The organism is Streptomyces sp. NPDC056061 (genome assembly GCF_042266885.1).
In the GTDB taxonomy this organism is placed as follows: domain Bacteria; phylum Actinomycetota; class Actinomycetes; order Streptomycetales; family Streptomycetaceae; genus Streptomyces.
The window spans coordinates 35,642-56,216 of record NZ_JBHJWQ010000003.1; the positions used below are offsets into that span (position 1 = coordinate 35,642).

Sequence of the window (20,575 nt, forward strand, 5' to 3'; positions counted from 1 at the left end):
CCGTCCCCTCAGGGAGGCAGGGGGGACATGTCCATGAGCCCAGTCGTGATCGCCGTCATCGGAGTCGTCGTACTCCTGGTATTCCTCGCCCTCGCCGTCATCACCCGCTACAAGGTCGCCGGGCCCAGCGAGGCGTTCATCATCACCGGACGCCGCGGCAAGAAGTCGACGGACCCGGTGACCGGCCGCACCAGCATCGACAACAGCGGCCAGAAGGTCGTCGTCGGCGGCGGGGTCTTCGTGGTCCCGTTCGTCCAGCAGAAGTTCACCCTGGACCTGTCCAGCCGGCAGATCCCGGTGGCCGTGCGCGGCGCGGTGACCCTGCGCGGGGTGAAGTCCAACCTCGACGGCGTCGCGATCGTCAAGGTGGGCGGCAGCGAGGATACGATCCGGGCCGCGGCCCAGCGTTTCCTCCAGCAGCAGGACGGCATCGTCCGCTTCACCCAGGAAGTGCTCTCCGGTGCGCTGCGCGCCATCGTCGGCCGGATGTCGGTCGAGGACATCATCCGCGACCGGGCGGCGTTCGCCAGCCAGGTCGCCGAGGAGGCCGAGGCGAGCCTCTCCGGCCAGGGACTGATCCTCGACGCCTTCCAGATCCAGGACATCACCACCGAGGGCTCGTACCTGGAGGACCTCGGCCGTCCGGAGGCCGCCCGCGCCAAGCAGGAGGCCGACATCGCCGAGGCGGTCGCCCGGCGTGCGGCCGAGCAGGCCCGGCTCAAGGCGGAGGAGGAGATCGCGGTCGCGCAGCGGACCCTCTACCTGAAGCAGGCCGAGATCAAGGCGCAGACGGACGAGGCCGCCGCCCAGGCCAACGCGGCAGGTCCGCTCGCCGACGCCGCCCGTCAGCAGGACATCCTCACCGAGCAGGAGAAGGTGGCGGCACGGCAGGCGGCACTGACCGACCGTCAGCTCGACACGCAGGTCCGCAAGCCCGCCGACGCCGCCCGCTACCAGGCCGAGCAGGAGGCGGAGGCCCGCCGGATCGCCCAGGTCAAGGAGGCCGAGGCGGACGCCGAGCGCGCCCGCCTGACCGGTGAGGGCGAGAAGCTGCACCGTTCGGCCCTCGCCGACGCCGTGCGCATCGAGGGTGAGGCGGAGGCCGCGGCCATCGCGGCACGGGGTTCGGCCGAGGCCGAGGCCATGCAGAAGAAGGCGGACGCCTTCGCCCGGTACGGCGACGCGGCGGTCCTCCAGATGCTCGTCGAGGTCCTGCCGAACGTCGTCGCCAAGGCGTCCGAGCCGCTGAGCGCCGTCGACAAGATGACCGTGATCTCCACGGACGGCGCGAGCCGGCTGTCGCGCACGGTCACCGACAACGTCGCCCAGGGCATGGAACTCCTCAACGCCACCACCGGGGTCGACCTCGCCTCGCTGCTGAAGAACCTCAAGAGCGGTACGACCGACGCCGCTTCGACCGTCGCGCCCGCGAAGCCGGGTGACACGCCGGCAGCCGCACCCGCCGACGGGAAGATCGAGATCACCGACTGACCGGGGCTCGCCCCTCACGTGCCCAGGTGGTCACACACCACCTGGGCACACCCATGTCCGGACTCAGTCCGCGAGATCCACCCGCACGGTCAGCAGGTCCGCGCCCACCGCCCGCACGACGGCGCTGTTGTAACGCGGCAGAGTCTTGAGCCGGGCGCGCGCATCGTCCTGGGGGAGCGGATGTGCCACCCCGTCGTACCAGCGTCCCGCGATGCGGACCCGGACCCGTGGGTCGGCCCGGATGTTGCGGATGTACTGGGACCTCTCGCCGAATTCCGAGACCAGCCAGAACTCCCGCCCGATGCGTCGGCCGCCGACGGGGGTACTGCGCCGCAGCCCGGACGTACGGCCGGTCGTCTCCAGCAGGATCTGCGACCTCGACCGTCTGGCGAGCGGATTGACGACATGCCGCTGGAGCGAAGTGACCGCCCTGAACCTCATATCCCGAAAGCCCGCCATCGCGCGCTCCTTCCACCGGTGGCCGTGAGCTTACGGCCTGGAAGCAATGGGGAAGCCCGCGCTCTCTCGCTCTCCGGGTCGTCAGGACCCCGCCCCCGCGCCCTGAACGTTTTCCGGAAGCACGCGTGGCGGCGAGAACCTGGACGGCCCTTCTTCCGGCCTCTGCTCGCTCTCGATGACCGCCGCGATCCGCTCACGCCACGGCAGCGGATCGGGTTCGTTCTGCCTCTCGGCCCGCCGGGCGGCCCCGTGGGCCTGGTTCGCCTCGCGAGCACACGGGGCACACAGGTCCTCGTCCTCGACGGGACGGAACACATGGTCCCCGCCCTCCCCCGCGCAGACGACGAACTCCTTACGGGCGGATGCGTCACGTCGGCGCCCGCAGCCGTGCGAAGAACCCGTCCTCGTCCGCAGCGAGTTCGGCGAGCAGTCGTTGGTGCAGGTGCCACGCCTCGGCAGCGATCTCGTAGCGGCACACCGCGCAGCTGTACGTGCCGACGGGCTGCGTCGCGGACAGCGGGCCTCTGCAACGAGGGCAGGACACGTGCGGGTCAGTGGCACGGGCATTCGCAGCCGGGCAGGCGGCAGCCCCGATGCGCCTCGGCCACGCAGGTGCGTACGGCCACGGCGCACAATCGGCTGACACGCAACGCGGTGGGCTCCGCCGCCATTGCCGCGTACCGCTCGCGTGCGTCCGGGTACCGTGCCGCAGCCACCTCGCCGGCCATGACCACGGCGGCACTGTCCACGACACCACGTACCGCAGCCGCCAGTTCACCACCCTGCGTCTTGTCACCGACCGCCCCGACCGCCCGTAGATGCGCTGGAGCCTGCGGCCATGTCAGGACCGGCAGATCCCGGCTCTTCCCGTGCGGGTCGCTGTGGTCGCCGTCATGGCCGGGCGGCAGGACGCAGTGCGCGTCGTAGTCCGGGCACTCGGCCCAGCAGTACCGGCGGGGAACTTGGGCGCTCACATCGTTCTCCAGTCGGCGGACGAGGGCCACGTCGGACCACTCGCGTCGGAACTCGTCATGGCCGGAGTGCAAGCCCGTGTGCGTCATGCACGCGATGTTGCCCGCGTCCTCGTCGTCGGTCGGGACCAACGCCCAGTCGCAGTCGGGGGCGAGGCACCGGGCCGTCATCAGCAACCGGACGCGGGGTGCGGTGCCGATGCCGTGCACCGCGAACCGGTACCTGGACCGGACCGTCATCGCCGCCCCCGTCGGCTCGGATGCGGGTGCCTGCGCAATTCCACGTTGCAGTCCACCACCCGCGACAGGTCGCCCGCCCGCTGTGCCGCCGCCCGCTGGTCGGCCAGGGCGGCGCAGACGTCACAGCCATCGACCGGGCCGGGAGCGTCGGGAAGGCTGTAGTGAGGCAGTTCGATCACCGGCTCTTGCCAGGTTGTCATCGCGGCGCACCCGCCAACGCCCCCTGCCCGGCCGGACGGCGGCCACCGCACCGATCGCACTCACAGGCCGGATAGTCGGCCGTCATCGGCGGACACCTGAGCGGAACAACCTCGGCCGTCGGCCGGACGACGCGCGTCCGACCGAACCGGTCGACCTCGTACACCTTGATCGTCATCGCCATGCGCTGGCTCCCGGCCTACGTCGATTGAGGGGAGTGCGGCCAGTTCGCTGTACGTCCGCACTGTCACACTCCGATGATGTGTGTGCACGGTGAACAGCGAATAGGTCGCCGGGTGGCCACGCGTGGCCACGTAGCGGCCACGGCCGGAAGCGCGAATGATGACACCTCAGACCGAACCCATGAGCCGCAACGAAGCGCTGAGGGCCGCACGGCTATGCGGGGGGTGGCGGACCATCGAGGCAGCAGCCAGAGCTCTCACAGAGCACGGTCAGCGGCTGCTCGACGACCGCCAGTTCACCGTCTCAGCCCGCACCTGGAGGCGCTGGGAGGGCGATCGACCCGGGTGGCCGGCCGAGGAGACAGCAATCGTGATTCACGACGCGCTCGGTCGCTGGCCGGAGGACCTCGGCTTCACGACTCCGCCGGGATGGATCCGGCCTGAGCACCACGAAGAGGAACAGGTGCGCCGCCGATTCGCCTCTGTCACCGCTGCCGCGCTCGTTGCGGGACCGGTTGCGCCGCAGCACGTCGACCCTGCCCTGATCGACTACTTCCAGCAGCAGTTGGAGGGCCACTACCGGGCCGATATGCTCCTCGGCCCGCACGACCTGATCGGCACCGTGTCCGCGCAGTACCAGCTCATCGACAAACTGGTCCGCTCGGCGCAGGGCGAGACCCGCCGCGGTCTCCTGCGGGTCGGTACGGCCTACGCGGCGCTCGTCGGCTGGTTGTACCAGGACGCTGGGGACATGGACGGAGCGGCGTTCTGGCGGGGCGTCACCCAGGAGATCGCGATGCGGTCACGTGATCCACACCTCATCGGCTACTCACTCGTCAACCAGGCCCAAGTACGCACCGATCTCGGTGACGGGCACGCGGTCGTCGACCTGTGCGAAGCCGTCCTGGAAGACGCCGACCAGCTCGTTCCGAAAGTGCGCATCATGGCCATGCAGCAGCAGGCGCACGGCGCCAGCCTCACAGGGGAACGGCACATGGTCGACCAGCTCATCGACCGGGCCGACCGGCTGCTGCCGCGCGTGGACGACGATCTGCCATGGGGCAACGCGTGCCGGAGAACCCCCGGATACCTCGAAGTTCAGAGGGCCACCTGCTACGGGCGGCTCGGCCTCGGCACGGAGGCTGGTGCGCTCTGGTCACAGGTCCTCGCAATCGTCCCGGAGACAGCCCGCCGCGACCGCGGGGTGTACATGGCCCGGCAGGCAACAGCTGCGGCTGCTGCACGTGAGCCGGATCAGGCGGTGGAGATCGCCCGGACCGTGGCAACGATCGCGGTGGAGACCCGTTCGGCCCGGATGCGGGGGGAGTTGGTAACCCTCGAACGGGCGATGCGGCCGTGGCAGAATGCCCCGGTCGGCCGGAATTTCGCGGAGATCCTGGATCTCGTGACCGAGAGGGAATGACGTGGCAGGCGTACCGAAGCCGCTGACGGACGAGGAGATCGAGGCGCGGCTGGCCGAGCTTCCGGAGTGGACTCGTGACGGCGACGAGATCACGCGACGGGTGGATATCCGGTATCACGCAGGGGTGGCGATGATCGTGCACATCGCCGACCGGGAGCGACGCATCGGTCACCACGCAGACATCGACCTGCGGATCGACCATCTGCACATCGCCATCACGACGCATGACGCCGACTACAAGCTGACCGAGGCGGACTTCGACCTTGCGGCTCGGATCGATGCCATCGCGGCAGCGCACCAATCCACTCCGCTCGACTGACCCAAACGTACGAGACCGTCCCTCCGCGCGCGCCTTGATTTCTCGTGGTCGTCGCAACGGCCGCCCAGCGCACCGGCAGACAGACGAGCTCCACGACAACCACGTCGGGGCGGCGCGGGTCGACAAGACCGAGCTCGACATCATGACCGACCGGTGCTGGGCGGAACTCCGTCGGCCTCTCCGAGTTGTTCCCGTTCTCATCGACGCACTGAGCCGGTACCCCGACGACCGCGCACGCGACAAAGCCCTCTGCCTCTCCTGGCTCGCGACGTCGCCGCGGAGAACGAGGCCACGGCCCTCGGTGAGGCGAAGGACTGACCCCGAACGCACGGAACCACCCCTCCTCGCGCCGGCGCATTCCAAGGGGCGAAGGCCCATGTCCGCGGGGAGCAGAAGCGTGAGCGGCCGGACTCTCTGGAGGCCCTCGGACCATCCCCACGTGCGCGGGGAGCAGGCTGGCTGACCTGGGACTTCACCCGGCCAGCACAGCATTCTTCATCAGTTCTGCCTGATCCAGCACGACGAAACACCCCGCCGCCCGAGAAGGGCGACGGGGTGTGTGCGTTCAGCGGGGCTGTCTGCTGCGAGGCGCTGCGTGGCGGCATGGACACGACCGGTGCGGGGGAAGCAAGCCATGGTCCAGGTCGAGCCGGAAAATCCCACGTCCTCCGCGCTCGGCAGTCCCACGCCCCGGAGGCGGCGGGACCCTCCGGATAAAGTAATGCCAAGTTAAAGAGATCACCAAGTGCGGCGCGTTCCGCCGTCGCGCACCTCGGGAGGACACCATGGGAACCCACCGCACCACTCTGCCCGGAGTCGGCGTGCAGTACGACTACACCACCGAGTCGGGTCAGCACATCTCCGTCGTCGTGCACCACGACGGGCGTCGGTTCATCGGCTTCTACGACCAGGACGATCCTGATTCGTGCCGTCTCTCGGTACCGCTGACACCGCAGGAGGCCACCGGCCTCGCGCACCTCATCGACGCGGCACCCATCGACGCCGTACGCACCGAGGGCATCGACCTGGTCACCGAGCATGTCCCGCTCGGGAAGCGCTCCCCGTACGCCGGACGCCTGCTCGGGGACACCCGGGCGCGCACCCGCACGGGGGCCTCGATCGTCGCGGTGCTGCGCACGCACAGTGCGCATCCGTCGCCCGGGCCGGACTTCCGGCTGGCCATCGGGGACACGCTCGTCGTCGTCGGAACGAGGGAGGGCGTCGATGCGCTCTCCGAGATCATTGTGGAGGGCTGACAGTGCACGACACGACCGCATTGCTGGTGGAGCTCGGCTCCGTCATTCTGGGGCTGGGAATCATCGGGCGGTTCGCGGGGAGGATAGGACTCTCACCGATCCCCCTGTATCTGCTGGCAGGGCTCGCCTTCGGGGAAGGCGGGCTGCTGCCCCTCGGCGCGAGCGAGGAATTCACCGCCGTCGGCGCCGAGATCGGCGTCATCCTGCTGCTGCTCCTGCTCGGCCTGGAATACAGCGCCTCGGAGCTGGTCACCAGTCTCAAGACGCAATACCCCTCCGGTGCCGTGGACTTCGTCCTCAACGCCACCCCGGGAGCGGTGGCCGCGCTGCTGCTCGGCTGGGGCCCCGTGGGCGCGGTCGCGCTCGCCGGGGTCACCTGGATCTCGTCGTCCGGCGTGATCGCCAAGGTGCTCACCGACCTCGGGCGGCTGGGCAACCGTGAAACGCCCGTCATCCTCGGCGTGCTGGTCATCGAGGACCTGTCGATGGCCGTGTACCTGCCGCTGCTGACCGCGATGCTCGCCGGAGTCGGGCTCGCCGGAGGCAGCATCGCGCTCCTCATCGCACTCGGCACCGTCGGCTTCGTGCTCTATCTGGCCCTGCGGCACGGACGGCTGATCAGCCGGGCCGTGTCCTCCGACAACCCCGAGATGCTGCTGCTGGTCGTGCTCGGGCTGACGGTCCTGGTGGCCGGTGTCGCCCAGGAGTTGCAGGTGTCCGCCGCCGTCGGCGCGTTCCTGGTCGGGATCGCGCTCTCCGGCGAGGTCGCCGAGGGCGCCCGCGAGCTGCTGACACCGCTGCGCGATCTGTTCGCCGCCGTCTTCTTCGTGTTCTTCGGGCTCTCCACCGACCCGGCCGCGATCCCGCCGGTGCTGCTCCCGGCCGCGATCCTCGCCGTCGTCACCATCTTCACGAAGATCGGCACGGGCTGGTACGCGGCCCGCCGGGCCGGTATCGGGTCGAACGGGCGCTGGCGGGCCGGCGGAACGCTCGTGGCCCGCGGCGAGTTCTCCATCGTCATCGCCGGTCTGGCCGTGGCGACCGAGCCCCGGATCGGACCCATCGCCACCGCGTACGTCCTCATCCTCGTGATCGCCGGACCGCTCACCGCCCGCTGGACCCAGCCGATCGCCGCCAAGATCCTGAGCCGGCGCTCCCGTGCCGCCGCTCCGGCCGCCGCGGGCCCCTCGGGCACGAGCGGCGACGCCCCGACGGCCTCCGCCACCGTGCCCACCGCGCGGGAGGGGATCACGGCCTCAGCCGAGTAGGGGCTGTCCCGTAATCCGTGGTGGATCGGCGCGCGGCGTCAGATGTGGTGCATCACAAGTGGGGAGCGCGGCCATGAGGGCCGGCCGGGAATCACCCGGCACGACGAGGGCGGTGCGGCACGGGACGTCGCACCGCCCTCGCGCGTCGTGGGACGTCGGGGCACTTTTCCGGCGATCCGCCCGTTGTGCTCAGTGCTGTTCATGGAACACGGAGAACACGGGGGAACACGAGGGAACACGGGGAACGCGGACGAACACTCCGGGACTTCGGGAACACTCCCCTGCTAACTTCTACACGCCTGTAGAGTTCAGTTGGTTCCGGCAACACAACGCAACACAACGTATGGAGACGACATGGCACTGTGGGATCGGATCAAGGAATCCGCTTCGTCGATGCAGTCGCAGCTGGAAGCGAAGAAGAACGACCTGAAGAGCGGGGCGTTCCGTGACGCGAGCATGGCCATGTGCGCCCTCGTCGCAGCCGCCGACGGTTCCGTCGACCCGTCCGAGCGCCAGCGTGTCGCCGCGCTGATCGCCTCCAACAACGTTCTGCAGAACTTCCCGGCCGACGACCTCCAGCGTCGTTTCAACGACTACGTGAACAAGCTCACCGCCGACTTCGACTTCGGCAAGGTCTCCATCCTCCAGGAGATCGGCAAGGCGAAGAAGAAGCCGGCCGAGGCGCGTGCCGTCGTGCAGATCGGCATCGTCATCGGCGGCGCCGACGGCGACTTCGACGCGTCGGAGCGGGCAGTCGTGCGGGAGGCGTGCTTCGCGCTCGACCTGCCGCCGCACGAGTTCGACCTGTAACGACCCGGGGAGCAAGTCCCGGACCACCCCGCCCGGCGGGCCGGTCGCCCGGTCCGCCCATGTACCGCCGGAACGCCCGTGGACCGGCTGACCACCGGTCGGCGTCCGGCAGGCCGGGGGTGCGCGCCCTCCCCCGACGCGCACTCCCGGCCGCTTCCGCGTCTCGCTCCGCGGTACCTTCCCGGCGTCTTCCCCAACCGGCGCACCGCGTGACTCCCGGTCACAGCTCCTTGGTCGGCCAGTCCAGCAGCCGGGCGCCGATGGCCGCCGTCTGGAGCGTGTAGCGGTGCATCGGATCGGACGGGTCGGCGCCGGTCAGCTGGTGGATCCGCTCCAGCCGGTAGGTCAGCGCCCGCACGCTCAACGACAGCCGGCGGGCCGTCTCGGCGGCCACGCAGCCCGCGTCGAAGTAGGTGATGAGCGTGTTGAGCAACGGCTCCGCACCGCCGCGCGCCTGCTTGAGCGGGCCCAGCTGACTGCGCACCAGATCGGCCATGGCCTGCCGGTCCCGGGTCAGCACCGGGTAGACCAGCAGGTCGGACGCGTACAGCACCGGATCGTCCAGATCCATCCGTTCCGCGAGATCGAGCGCGTCGAGCGCCTCCTCGTAGGAATGGACCACGCCCCCGGGCCCCGGATGCGGGCGTCCCACCGCGGCCCGGCCGCCGTCCGTCGCCGCGTGCGCCTGCTTGGCGAAGTACCGCAGCACGTCGGGCTGGGTGCCCGGCGCGATGCAGACCAACCGCCCGTCCTTCGTCGTGATCAGGATCTTCCGGCCGCTGAACCGGGCGAGCATCGCCGACTCGACCACGCGCGGCACGGAGTCGGTCTCCGTGTACGCGTCCGGGCCGGTGGCCACCGCGACCGCGTGGGCGCGCGAGAGCCGCAGGCCGAAGCGGGTGGCCCGCTCGGCGAGCCGCCCCAGGTCGCTGCGCCCGTACAGCAGGTCGTCGATGAACTCCCGGCGCGCGGCCTCCTCCCGGCGCACGGTGAGCCGCTGGGCCCGCTCGAACCCGTCGGCGAAGGCGTCGACGGCCTGCTCGACCGCGGCCAGCACCGAGTCGGTCGTCGCGGCGTCGGCCGACGGGCCGCAGGGCCAGTGCGTGCGGGTGGCCGCGAGGTGGAGGCCGACCAGGGCCCGTATCTGGAAGCCCTCCTCGGCGGCCTGCTTCCCCACCAGTCGACGGCCCTCCAGCTCGTCCCGGGTCAACCGCCGCCCGGTGGCGGCGACTTCGGCCAGAATACGGGCATAGTCACCCAAGTACTCCTCGGGTATCTCCGGCGCGGCCATGCGCACCCCTCACTCTCGACATGCTTCCGGTGTCCGTCCGGCGACCGCCCGGCGCCCGTGGGACGCTGCCGGTGCCCGGCACCGAGGACGTATGAAGTTTGCCGGATCCCGGCAGTGCGATGTGCGAGTCCCGGATGGCACGATCGTTTCAGCACCACGGGGGAACACGGGGGAATCACGGGGGAATGACCCGGTTGTCGCGGCACGCTCGACGCGTGCCGCGGCGCCGGCGTCACCCGGCCCGTCGCACGGACGGCCACCGGACCCCCGCCGCAACACAGACAGGGGTGGACCGATGCAGGAGTTCCTGAGTGCGGCGACCGCCTTTCCGGCCGTGCTGTTCGGCGCGGCACTTGCCGTCGTCGTCTTCTTCTGGCTCCTCGTACTGGCCGGCGCGGCCGACCACCACTCGTTCGACACGGATCTCGACACCGGCCTTGCCGGGATCGGCGGAGTACCGGTCACCGTCTCGGTGTCCGCGATGGTCGTCGTCGGCTGGTTCACGAGCCTGACCGGCACCGTCCTGCTGCACCGCAGCGGTACCACCGGCGGAATCCGCGCGGTGCTCGCCTGCGCCGTGCTCGCCGGGGCGCTGCTGATCGCCTGGACCGTCACCCGGGCGCTGGTGCGCCTGCTGCGACGGCGGCTCCCGGAGGTGCCTCCTCCGTCACGGCAGGACTTCCTCGGCCGGGTCTGCACGATCCGCACCGGTTCCGTGAGTTCCGACTTCGGACAGGCCGAGGTCGTGTCGGACGACGGTTCCACCGCGATGGTCCAGGTCAGGCTGTTGCGCCCGCCGGACGAACCACCGCTCACCTCGGGCAGCACGGGGCTGCTGTACGCGTACGACGACGACGGCGAGTTCTTCTGGGTCTCGCCGTACGACAAGGCGCTGGATCCGGGACCGCCGGAGCCACGCACGGGCCCGCGCACGGCCGCCCGGCCCGCTGCGCCCCGCGCCCCGCACCGTTCCGGCTGACCGGCCCCCCGCGCCGGCCCGCACAGCCGCGCCGGGCACCGTCCGCCGACCGGACCGCGAGCGGAACCCGGCCCGTTCGGGGCCGCCCGTCGCGGCCGGGCCGGCACCGCCCACCGCGCGCGACGGCCGCTACCGGCCGTGCCGCGACCTGCCCGGTGGACGCGCGCCCACGGCCCGGCGGGCCTCCCCACCTCATCTCCACCCTCCTCACCAGCCGTCAAGGACTGCCATGGATGCCATCACCCTGGGCTTCGGCGTGCTCGTCGCCGTCGTCCTGCTCGTCGCCGTCGCCCTGCTCCTCGTCATCACGCGACTCTTCCGCAAGGTGGAGCAGGGCAAGGCGCTGATCATCTCCAAGACCAAGAAGGTCGATGTCACCTTCACCGGGGCCGTCGTGCTTCCGGTGCTGCACAAGGCCGAGAGCATGGACATCTCGGTGAAGACCATCGAGATCCGCCGCACCGGGCGCGAGGGCCTGATCTGCCAGGACAACATCCGCGCCGACATCCACATCACCTTCTTCGTCCGGGTCAACAAGACCGTCGAGGACGTCATCAAGGTCGCCCAGTCCATCGGCACCGGGCGGGCCAGCGACGAGGCCGCGCTCCAGGAGTTCTTCGGCGCGAAGTTCGCCGAGGCGCTCAAGACCGTCGGCAAGCAGCTGGACTTCGTCGACCTGTACACCAAGCGCGAGGAGTTCCGGGACCGGATCATCCGGGTCATCGGCACCGACCTGAACGGCTACCACCTCGACGACGCGGCGATCGACTTCCTGGAACAGACGCCCATGGCGCAGCTCGACGGCGCCAACATCCTCGACGCGCAGGGCATCCGCAAGATCACCGAGCTGACGGCGATCGAGCACGTGCGCACCAACGAGTACCAGCGCACCGAGGAGAAGGAGATCACCCGGCAGAACGTCGACGCCCGGGAGACGATCCTGGAGCTGGAGCGCCGGCAGTCGGAGGCCGAGATCAAGCAGCGCCGCGAGGTCGAGACGCTGCGGGCCCGCGAGGAGGCCGCGACCGCCAAGGTGCAGGAGGAGGAACGGCTCGGCGCCCAGGCGGCGTTCATCCGCACCGAGGAGCAGCTCGGCATCCAGCGCGAGAACCAGGCCCGGGAGATCGCCGTCGCGCAGAAGAACCGCGAGCGGGTCATCGCCGTGGAGAACGAGCGCATCGAGAAGGACCGGCTGATCGAGGTCATCGGACGGGAGCGGCAGACCGAGCTGGACCGGATCGCCGCGACGAAGGAGGTCGAGGCCGAGCGCCGCGAGGTCGCCGACGTGATCCGGGAGCGGATCGCGGTGGACCGCACGGTCGCCGAGCAGGAGGAGTCCATCAAGACGCTGCGGGCCGTCGAGGAGTCGGAGCGCACCCGCAGGTCGGTCATCATCGCCGCCGAGGCGGAGGCGCAGGAGAAGCTGGTCAAGGACATCAAGGCCGCCGAGGCCGCCGAGGCCGCGGCCTCCCACCTGGCCGCCGAGCAGCTGACGCTCGCCGAGGCCCGGCTGAAGACGGCGGACCTGGACGCCCAGGCGAAGCTGCGGCTGGCCGAGGGCGTCCGGGCCGAGTCCGCGGCGCCCGGTCTCGCGGAGGTCGAGGTCCAGGACGCGGCGGCCGAGGTCATCGAGAAGACCGGCCTCGCCGAGGCCGAGGCCACGTCCGCCCGGCTCCGGGCCGAGGCGGAGGGGGCCAGGCTGAAGGCCCTCGCCGAGGCTGAGGGCACCCAGGCCCAGGCGACCGCCGACGCGGCGATGATCGGCGAGAAGCTGAAGGCCGAGGCGGCCGGACTCACCGAGAAGGCCGCGGCGATGGCGGCGCTGGACGACGCGTCGCGCGGGCACGAGGAGTACCGGCTGCGGCTCGCCGCGGAGAAGGAGATCCGGCTGGCCGGACTCGACGTGCAGCGGCAGGTCGCCGAGGCGCAGGCGACGGTGCTGGCCACGGGTCTGGAGAACGCCGACATCGACATCGTCGGCGGGGAGTCGGTCTTCTTCGACCGGCTGGTCTCGTCCATCTCGATGGGCAAGAGCCTGGACGGCTTCGTGCAGAACTCCGACACCGCGAAGGCGTTGGCCGGGCCGTGGCTGGACGGCACCTCGTCGTTCACCGAGGACCTGACCAAGGTGCTGGGCCCGGTGTCGACCGGGGACGTGCAGAACCTGACCGTGTCGGCGCTGCTGATGCGGATGATGCGGGCGCCGGGCGCCGGGGTCGCCCCCGGGCAGGTGCAGCAGCTGCTGGCCGCCGCGCAGAAGCTGGGTCTCGCCGACCTGCCGGTGTCCGAACTTGCCGGAACGGCGGGGGCGGCAGGCGGGGCCGCGACGGGCGGAACGCTGCCCGGGGCCGTCGTGCCCGGTGCGGGCACCCCGGACGTGCCCGCCGCGCAGAACGGGTCGCCGGTCGCGTAGGCCGCCGTCCGGGCCGTCCCGCCCCGTGCCCACGGAGGAACGGCGGGACGGCCCGGACCCGGCCCGACGGGCCCGGTGGGCCCGGCCCCGGGCGATCCGGGTCCCGTCCGGCAACCGCTCACGTCCCCAGCGCCGGACGGGCCCCACCACCCGCACCACCCGCACCGCACACCTCGTAGGGAGCCGTACGCATGGACACCGAGACCACGACCGCACCGCCCGCCGGCGGCCCCGTGGACGCGGGGACGTACGAGGTGCTGCGCCGTCGGCTCCACGACCGGGCCGCCGAACTCGCGGGCCGCGCCGAGAAGCTCAACGCGCGCCGCACCGAGGAGTTCGGCTCCACCGAGCTGCGGCTGGCCGGTACCGAGCAGATCCGCACCGAGCAGGCGTGCGTGCCGCGCGACCTGGTGGCCGTCGGCGGGCGGCTGCTGTTCGGTTTCGAACGGGGCCCCGGGGCGGCGGACCCGGTCCCGGTGGCCGACGTACTCGCCCTCTACGGGCCCGAGTTGGCGGCGCCGGACGCGGACGGCCTGCTCGCCGACGAGGGGTTCGTCCGCGAGTTCACCTCCCTGCACCGCTACTACCGCAACGCCCGCCTGCTGCGGCTGCGCCGGGTGGACGGCAAGCTGCTCGCCGTCTTCCGCACCGGCGAGAACGCCGACGACGTCCGGGTGCTGCGCTGGGCGCTCGGGCCGGACGGCTCGCCCGGTCCGTTCCTCGACGCGCGCGGCGACCGCGACCACGTCTTCCCGGCCTCGCACGACTTCGCCTGGACCGTCGCGGGCCGCGAGTCCCACGTCCCGGGCAGGCACCCGCACATCGCGATCGGCGGGGACCGGGACGGCGCCGACGGAATCCTCTTCGTCGACACCCTGGGCGGCACCCTCACCGTCAAGACGGTCGACGACACCGACACCCCCGAGGGGATCTACGAGGAGCCGGTCGCCGAACCCCTCCAGTCGCTGGCCGACGCCGAGGTCGAGTACGCCGTCATCGGCCCGCTGGTCCTGCTGCGCGTCCGCCCGTACAACGAGGAGAACCGGCGGCACCTGGTCTTCAACACGCTGCTCGGCACCGTGGAGCGCCTGGACGGCATCGGGCCCGCCTGCCACCGGCTCCCGGAGGACCAGGGAATCATCTTCCCCGGCGGCTACTACCTCACCACCGGCACCGCGAAGACCTTCGACGTCGCCGAACCGCTCACCGACCCGGTCTTCGAGGGCGCGGTCCGCTCCCCGAACGGCGAGGACGTCCTGTACGTCTTCCGTTCCCCCGTCGACGGGCGCAGCCTGCTGCTGCCGTACAACCTGATCCGGCAGGAGGTCGCCACCCCGCTCCAGGGCCGCGGCCACGCCCTGCTCGACGACGGCACCCTCGTCCTGCTGCGGGCGGGCACCGCGGGCGACGAACCGGCCCGGGTCCACCCGGTGCAGCGCTGGCTGACCCCGTTCGTCTCCGACACGCACGCCGCCTCCCGGCCCGCCGGGACGGGACCGCTCGCCCGGGTCGGCAACGCCGACCTGGTACGTGGCATCTCCGACTGCCTGGCGCTCGCGCACAGCGCCACCGAGACCACCCCGACCTCCGCCGTGTACGCGCAGCTGGTCGCCGACTGCGCCCGTACCACCGACCGCTACCACTGGCTCGGCGACGCCGAACTCGGCGATCTCGCCGCGCCGCTGGCGGAACTGCGGGCCACCGCGCAGCAGGTCGTCGGCGAGTTCGAAACCGTGCGGGAACTGACCCGGCAGGCCGCCGAGGCGCTGACCGGGACCGCCGACCGGCTCACCGCCCTGGTCCGCCGGGTTCGCGGCGAGGCACCGCGCTCGGCCGCCGACTGGGTGGCCCAGCTCACCGAGCTCCGCAAGGCACAGGGCCACTTGGCGTCGCTGGCCGAGATGCGGTATGCCGACACCGAGAAGATCGCCGAACTGACCGCGGCCACCGCCGAGGACATCGAGGCGGCCGGCCGGCGGGCCGTCGCCTTCCTCGGCCGGGACGACGCGTTCGCCGACCACCACGCCGACATCGCCCGGCTCACGGCCGAGGCGGCGGCGCTCGCCACCGTCGCGGACGCCGCCGCGCTCGGCGACCGGCTGACCGGGATGACGGACGGCCTGAGCACCGTCACGGACGTCGTCGCCGGGCTGGACATCGGCGACGCCACCGTCCGCACGTCGATCCTGGAGCGGATCGCGGAGGTCCTCGGCGGGGTCAACCGGGCCCGCGCCACCCTGGACGCGCGCCGCCGCGAACTCCTCGACCACGAGGGGCGCGCCGAGTTCGCCGCCGAGTTCGCGCTGCTCGGGCAGGCCGTCACCGGGGCCCTGGCCGCCGCCGACACCCCCGACGCCTGCGACGAACAGCTCTCCCGTCTGCTGCTCCAGTTGGAGAACCTGGAGTCGCGGTTCGCCGAGTTCGACGACTTCCTCGCCGAGCTGGCCGAGCGCCGCACCGAGGTGTACGAGGCGTTCTCGGCCCGCCGGCAGAGCCTCCAGGACGCCCGCGCCCGGCGCGCGGAACGCCTCGCGGACTCGGCGGCCCGGGTCCTGGAGACGGTGTCCCGGCGGGTGGCCGCGCTGCCCGACCCGGACGCCGTGCACACCTACTTCGCCTCCGACCCGATGGTCGCGAAGGTCCGCCGCACCGCGGACGAGCTGCGGGAGCTCGGCGACCCGGTGCGCGCCGAGGAGCTCGACGGCCGGCTGCTGGCCGCCCGCCAGGAGGCCGGGCGGGCGCTGCGCGACCGCGGGGAGCTGTACGCGGACGGCGGGGCCACGATCCGGCTGGGCCGGCACCGGTTCGCGGTGAACACCCAGCCTTTCGACCTGACGCTCGTCCCACAGGGCGACGACCTCTCCTTCGCGCTGACCGGCACCGACTACCGGGCCCCGGTCACCGACCCGGAGTTCGCGGCGACCCGCCCGTACTGGGACCGGACGCTGCCCTCCGAGTCGGCGCACGTCTACCGCGCGGAGCACCTGGCCGCCCGGCTGCTCGACGAGCACGGCGCGGACGCCCTCGCCGCCCTGGCACCCGCCGAACTCACCTCCCTGGTAAGGGAGTCGGCCGCCGCCGCCTACGACGAGGGGCATCAGCGCGGGGTGCACGACGAGGACGCCGCCGCGATCCTCGCCGCGCTCCTCGGCCTGCGCGCGGGGGCCGGGCTGCTGCGCTTCCCGCCCGCCGTCCGGGCCGCCGCCCAGCTGTTCTGGACACACGGCACCGACGAGGCCCGACGCACCTCCTGGACCCGGCGGGCCGTGTCGCTGGCCCGCGCCCGGGAAACCTTCGGCCTGGCCCCGGCCGTCGCCGCCCTCCAGGAGGAGTGGGCGGCCGTCATCGCCGACGGGGACTTCGGGGCCGCCGCCCCGCTCGACGTGGCCGGGTACCTCTTCGAGGAACTGACCGGCGGCCCGGACGGCTTCGTCACCAGCGCCGGTGCCCGCACCTTCCTGGAGAAGTTCCGCCGCGCCATCGGCTCCTCGGCGTACGACGAGGACCTGGCCGCCCTCCACGACGACCTGCCGGCCCGCCGCCAGCTGGTCGAGGGCTGGCTCACCTCTTACGCGTCGGCGAGCGGCCACGACATCGAGCCGGGCGACCTGGCGGAGGCCGTCGCCGTGGAGCTGTGCCCGGCCCCGCTGCTCGACCGGTACGACTGCGAGGAGCCGCTCACCACGACCGTGGACGGCCTGCTCGGCACCCACCCCCGGATCGACCGGGGCAGGATGACCATCCGGCTCGACGAACTCCTCGCCCGTACCGCGGAGTTCCGCGCCACCGCCGTGCCCGGCTTCCGCGCCTACCAGCGCCTGCGCACCGAGCTCGTCGCCGCCGAGCGCTCCCGGCTGCGCCTGGACGACCACCGGCCGCGCGTCATGTCGGCCTTCGTCCGCAACCGGCTGCTGGACGAGGTGTACCTGCCGCTGATCGGCGACAGCCTCGCCAAGCAGCTCGGCACCGCCGACGCCGACCGGCGCACCGACTCGCAGGGCCTGCTGCTCCTGGTGTCGCCGCCCGGCTACGGCAAGACGACGCTGATGGAGTACGTCGCCGACCGGCTCGGCCTGGTCCTCGTGAAGATCAGCGGCCCGAACCTGGGCCACGACGTGACGTCGCTCGACCCGGCCCAGGCGCGCAGCGCGACCGCCCGCCAGGAGATCGAGAAGATCAACTTCGCGCTGGAGGCGGGCAACAACACCCTGCTCTACCTGGACGACATCCAGCACACCTCGCCCGAACTGCTCCAGAAGTTCATTCCGCTGTGCGACGCCACCCGCCGGATCGAGGGCGTCCGGGACGGCGAGCCGCGCACCTACGACCTGCGCGGCAAGCGGTTCGCGGTGTGCATGGCGGGCAACCCCTACACCGAGTCCGGGGCCAGGTTCCGCATCCCCGACATGCTCGCCAACCGGGCCGACGTGTGGAACCTCGGCGACGTACTGACCGGCCGCGAGGACGTCTTCGCCCTGAGCTTCGTCGAGAACGCGCTCACCGCGAACCCGGTGCTGGCACCGCTCGCCGGGCGCTCCCGCGAGGACCTCGCCCTGTTCGTGCGGCTCGCCTCCGGCACCGACCCCGACGCCCGCCCGGACCGGCTCGACCACCCGTACGCGCCCGCCGAGGTGGAACGGATCACGGCGGTGCTGCGCCATCTGCTGACCGCCCGGGACACGGTGCTGGCCGTGAACGCCGCGTACATCGCCTCGGCCGCGCAGACCGACGAGACCCGCACCGAACCGCCGTTCCGGCTCCAGGGCTCGTACCGCAACATGAACAAGATCGCCGAACGGATCGTGCCGGTGATGAACGACGCGGAGCTCGCGGCCGTCATCGACGACCACTACACCGGCGAGGCGCAGACCCTGACCACGGGCGCCGAGTCCAATCTGCTGAAGCTGGCCGCGCTGCGCGGCCGGCTCACCGCCGAACAGGCCGCCCGCTGGGCCGAGATCACCGCCTCCTACGTCCGCACGCAGGCGCTCGGCGGGCCGGACGGCGACCCCATGGCGCGTGCCGTCGCCGCGCTGGGGCTGCTCGCGGACCGGATCGCGGCGGTCGAATCGGCGATCGTCCGGGTCGCCGATCCGCGCCACGTCCTCACCACCCCGCAACCCCGGCACGCGGCCCCCCGCCCCGCGGTCGACGACGATCACTGAAGGGTCCGGAACACTCGAACACACGGGGAGGGCAAGGCATGCTGGGACACGTGTCGACACTCCCCCCACAACCCCAACGGTCCTCGTCCCGCGGCCACATGGTCGTCTGCGGCGACGACGCACTCGCCCGCCGACTGGCGGTGGAGCTGCGCTACGTGTACGGCGAGCGGGTCACCCTGCTGCTCCCGCCGGGGCCCGACGCGCGCCGCTCCGAACTGCCGCTGACCGGGCGCGGACGGGCCGCGACCCTCTTCGGCCGGATGTCGGCGGCGATGAACCGCAACCTGGGCGGCCTCGGCGGCGGGGGCGCCCCGGGCGACGGCCAGTCCGACACCGCCTCCGGCGTGCTCACCATCGACAGCTCCGACACCAACGCCGGAGTGGAGGCGGTACGCATCCTGGAGGCCCCCGAACCCTCCGACGAGGCGTTCGAGGAGGCGGGCGTCGAATCGGCCACCGCACTTGCCCTGGTCTACGACGACGACGAGCGCAACATCCGCGCCGCACTGACCGCCCGCCGCCTCAATCCCCGCCTCCGGCTGGTCATCCGGCTCTACAACCGCAAGCTGGGCCAGCACCTGGAAGCGCTGCTCGACCAGGCCGCGGCCGTCGCCGCCCCCGGCCTCGACCGGGCCGCGCTGGACGCCTCCACCACCGTGCTGTCCGACGCCGACACCGCCGCACCCGCCCTCGCCGCGACCGCGCTCACCGGCTCCAGCAAGGTGATCCAGGCCGAGGGCCTGCTGCTGCGCGCCGCCGAACGCACCCCGCCCCAGGACGGCAGGCTCGCCGACCCCGGCCTGTGCACCCTCGCCCTGCTGTCCTCCACCACGCACGACCCGGCGGGCGCCGAGGGCTCCGACAGCAGCGCCGACGGTCCCCAACTCCTGCCGGACGCACGGGACATCGCCTCGGCCACCGGCCGGGGCACGATCGTCCTGGAGGCGGTCAGCCGGGCCGACCCGACCGCACCACCGACCCGGATGGGAGGCAGGGGCGCACCGCTCAGCCAGATCTTCTCGCGGCGGCTGCGCTGGTCCGCACTGGGCGTCGGCCTCGCCGTCGTCGCCCTTGCCGTCGCCTCGACGCTCACCACCGGCGACCGCCCGCTGCACGCCGCGTACCTGACGCTGCTGGACCTGTTCGCGATGGGCGACCCCGCCGTCGAGGACGAGAGGCCGCGCCAGATCATCCAACTCCTTTCCGGCGTCGCCGGGTTGATGCTGCTCCCGCTCCTCGTGGCGGCCGTCCTGGAGGCATTCGGCTCGCTGCGCACGGTGTCGTCGCTGCGCCGCCCGCCCCGGGGGCTGTCGGGCCATGTGGTGCTGCTCGGTCTCGGCAAGATCGGCACCCGGGTCCTGGTCCGCCTGCGCGAGCTGGACATTCCCGTGGTGTGCGTGGAGGAGGACCCGGACGCGCGCGGCATCCCGGTGGCCCGGCGGCTGCACGTCCCGGTGGTCATCGGTGACGTCACCCAGGAGGGGGTGCTGGAGGCGGCGAAGATCCATCGCGCCCGCGCCCTGCTCGCCCTGACCAGCATCGACACCACCAACCTGGAGGCCGCGCTCTACGCCCGTTCGGTCAAGCAGGACCTGCGGGTGGCACTGCGGCTGTTCGACGACGAGTTCGCGACCGCCGTCTACCGCACCCTGCGCACCGCGCATCCGCAGGCCGTCACCCGTTCCCGGTCGGTCTCCCACCTGGCGGCCCCGTCGTTCGCCGTCGCCATGATGGGGCGCCAGATCCTGGGTGCCATTCCGGTGGAGCGGAAGGTGATGCTGTTCGCGGCGGTCGAGGTGGCGGGACACCGGCACCTGGAGGGGCGCACGGTGGAGCAGGCGTTCCAGCCGGGCGCCTGGCGGGTGCTGGCCCTGGACGCCACCCCGCCCGAGGACCGCAGCCCGGACCTGACGACGGCCGCCCCCGGCGCCCCGGACCGCCCGTCCGGGCTGGTCTGGGACCTGCATCCGGGGTACGTGCTGCGCCCGCAGGACCGCGTGGTGATCGCCGCGACCCGACGCGGCCTCGCCGAACTCCTGCGGGGGCGGCGCAGCGGGTAGGGACGGCGCAGCGGGTGAGAACGGCACAGCGCTTGAGGGCCTCCGGTCCG

General features: G+C 72.1%; 15 protein-coding genes. 10 read left to right on the forward strand and 5 right to left on the reverse strand.

The annotated features are described in order from the left end of the window. Positions 1 to 33: 33 nt before the first annotated feature. On the forward strand, positions 34 to 1,491 hold the full coding sequence (locus ACFC79_RS06260) for a flotillin family protein (RefSeq protein ID WP_376236662.1): 1,458 nt from the start codon (positions 34 to 36) through the stop codon (positions 1,489 to 1,491). 63 nt (positions 1,492 to 1,554) lie between these two features. Here ACFC79_RS06260 and ACFC79_RS06265 read toward each other — a convergent pair whose 3' ends face one another. The 4 genes from ACFC79_RS06265 to ACFC79_RS06280 form a co-directional block, all read right to left on the reverse strand. Beyond that, positions 1,555 to 1,950, reverse strand: coding sequence for a nitroreductase/quinone reductase family protein (locus ACFC79_RS06265; protein WP_376235925.1), 396 nt, complete (start codon positions 1,948 to 1,950; stop codon positions 1,555 to 1,557). A gap of 367 nt (positions 1,951 to 2,317) precedes the next feature. Continuing rightward, entirely contained in the window at positions 2,318 to 2,494 is a 177-nt protein-coding gene (locus ACFC79_RS06270) for a hypothetical protein (RefSeq protein WP_376235928.1), read from the reverse strand. 7 nt (positions 2,495 to 2,501) lie between these two features. Then, entirely contained in the window at positions 2,502 to 3,161 is a 660-nt protein-coding gene (locus tag ACFC79_RS06275) for a hypothetical protein (RefSeq protein WP_376235929.1), read from the reverse strand. Continuing rightward, positions 3,158 to 3,361, reverse strand: coding sequence for a hypothetical protein (locus ACFC79_RS06280; RefSeq protein ID WP_376235931.1), 204 nt, complete (start codon positions 3,359 to 3,361; stop codon positions 3,158 to 3,160). Before ACFC79_RS06280 ends, ACFC79_RS06275 begins: the two co-directional genes overlap by 4 nt. Before the next feature lie 361 nt (positions 3,362 to 3,722). On the opposite strand from ACFC79_RS06280, the gene ACFC79_RS06285 reads away from it, so the two are divergent. The 5 genes from ACFC79_RS06285 (at position 3,723) to ACFC79_RS06305 (ending at position 8,617) form a co-directional block, all read left to right on the forward strand. Then, positions 3,723 to 4,964, forward strand: a complete 1,242-nt coding sequence (locus ACFC79_RS06285) for a Twin-arginine translocation pathway signal (RefSeq protein ID WP_376235933.1) — start codon at positions 3,723 to 3,725, stop codon at positions 4,962 to 4,964. Between the two features lies 1 nt (position 4,965). Then, entirely contained in the window at positions 4,966 to 5,283 is a 318-nt protein-coding gene (locus tag ACFC79_RS06290; RefSeq protein WP_376235935.1) for a 4a-hydroxytetrahydrobiopterin dehydratase, read from the forward strand. Between the two features lie 785 nt (positions 5,284 to 6,068). Further along, on the forward strand, positions 6,069 to 6,539 hold the full coding sequence (locus ACFC79_RS06295) for a cation:proton antiporter regulatory subunit (RefSeq protein WP_376235937.1): 471 nt from the start codon (positions 6,069 to 6,071) through the stop codon (positions 6,537 to 6,539). Positions 6,540 to 6,541: 2 nt separating this feature from the next. Then, on the forward strand, positions 6,542 to 7,807 hold the full coding sequence (locus ACFC79_RS06300) for a cation:proton antiporter (protein ID WP_376235939.1): 1,266 nt from the start codon (positions 6,542 to 6,544) through the stop codon (positions 7,805 to 7,807). A 354-nt stretch (positions 7,808 to 8,161) separates the two neighbouring features. After that, positions 8,162 to 8,617, forward strand: coding sequence for a tellurite resistance TerB family protein (locus tag ACFC79_RS06305; protein ID WP_376235942.1), 456 nt, complete (start codon positions 8,162 to 8,164; stop codon positions 8,615 to 8,617). Between the two features lie 220 nt (positions 8,618 to 8,837). On the opposite strand, the gene ACFC79_RS06310 is transcribed toward ACFC79_RS06305, so the two are convergent. Then, positions 8,838 to 9,908, reverse strand: coding sequence for a PucR family transcriptional regulator (locus ACFC79_RS06310; RefSeq protein ID WP_376235945.1), 1,071 nt, complete (start codon positions 9,906 to 9,908; stop codon positions 8,838 to 8,840). Positions 9,909 to 10,203: 295 nt separating this feature from the next. Here ACFC79_RS06310 and ACFC79_RS06315 point away from each other — a divergent pair, with 295 nt between their 5' ends. The 4 genes from ACFC79_RS06315 to ACFC79_RS06330 all read left to right on the forward strand — a co-directional run bounded on the left by ACFC79_RS06315 (position 10,204) and on the right by ACFC79_RS06330 (position 20,525). Beyond that, positions 10,204 to 10,887, forward strand: a complete 684-nt coding sequence (locus tag ACFC79_RS06315) for a hypothetical protein (protein ID WP_376235947.1) — start codon at positions 10,204 to 10,206, stop codon at positions 10,885 to 10,887. A gap of 229 nt (positions 10,888 to 11,116) precedes the next feature. Continuing rightward, positions 11,117 to 13,300 carry a flotillin family protein gene (locus tag ACFC79_RS06320; RefSeq protein ID WP_376235950.1) on the forward strand — a complete coding sequence of 728 codons (2,184 nt, stop codon included), beginning with the start codon at positions 11,117 to 11,119 and terminating at the stop codon, positions 13,298 to 13,300. A gap of 191 nt (positions 13,301 to 13,491) precedes the next feature. After that, a complete protein-coding gene (locus ACFC79_RS06325) occupies positions 13,492 to 18,465 on the forward strand; it encodes a DNA repair ATPase (protein WP_376235952.1) in 4,974 nt (1,657 codons plus the stop codon). Between the two features lie 38 nt (positions 18,466 to 18,503). Further along, positions 18,504 to 20,525: an NAD-binding protein gene (locus ACFC79_RS06330; RefSeq protein WP_376235955.1), complete on the forward strand. Its 2,022-nt coding sequence runs from the start codon at positions 18,504 to 18,506 to the stop codon at positions 20,523 to 20,525. The last annotated feature ends 50 nt before the right edge of the window (positions 20,526 to 20,575 follow it).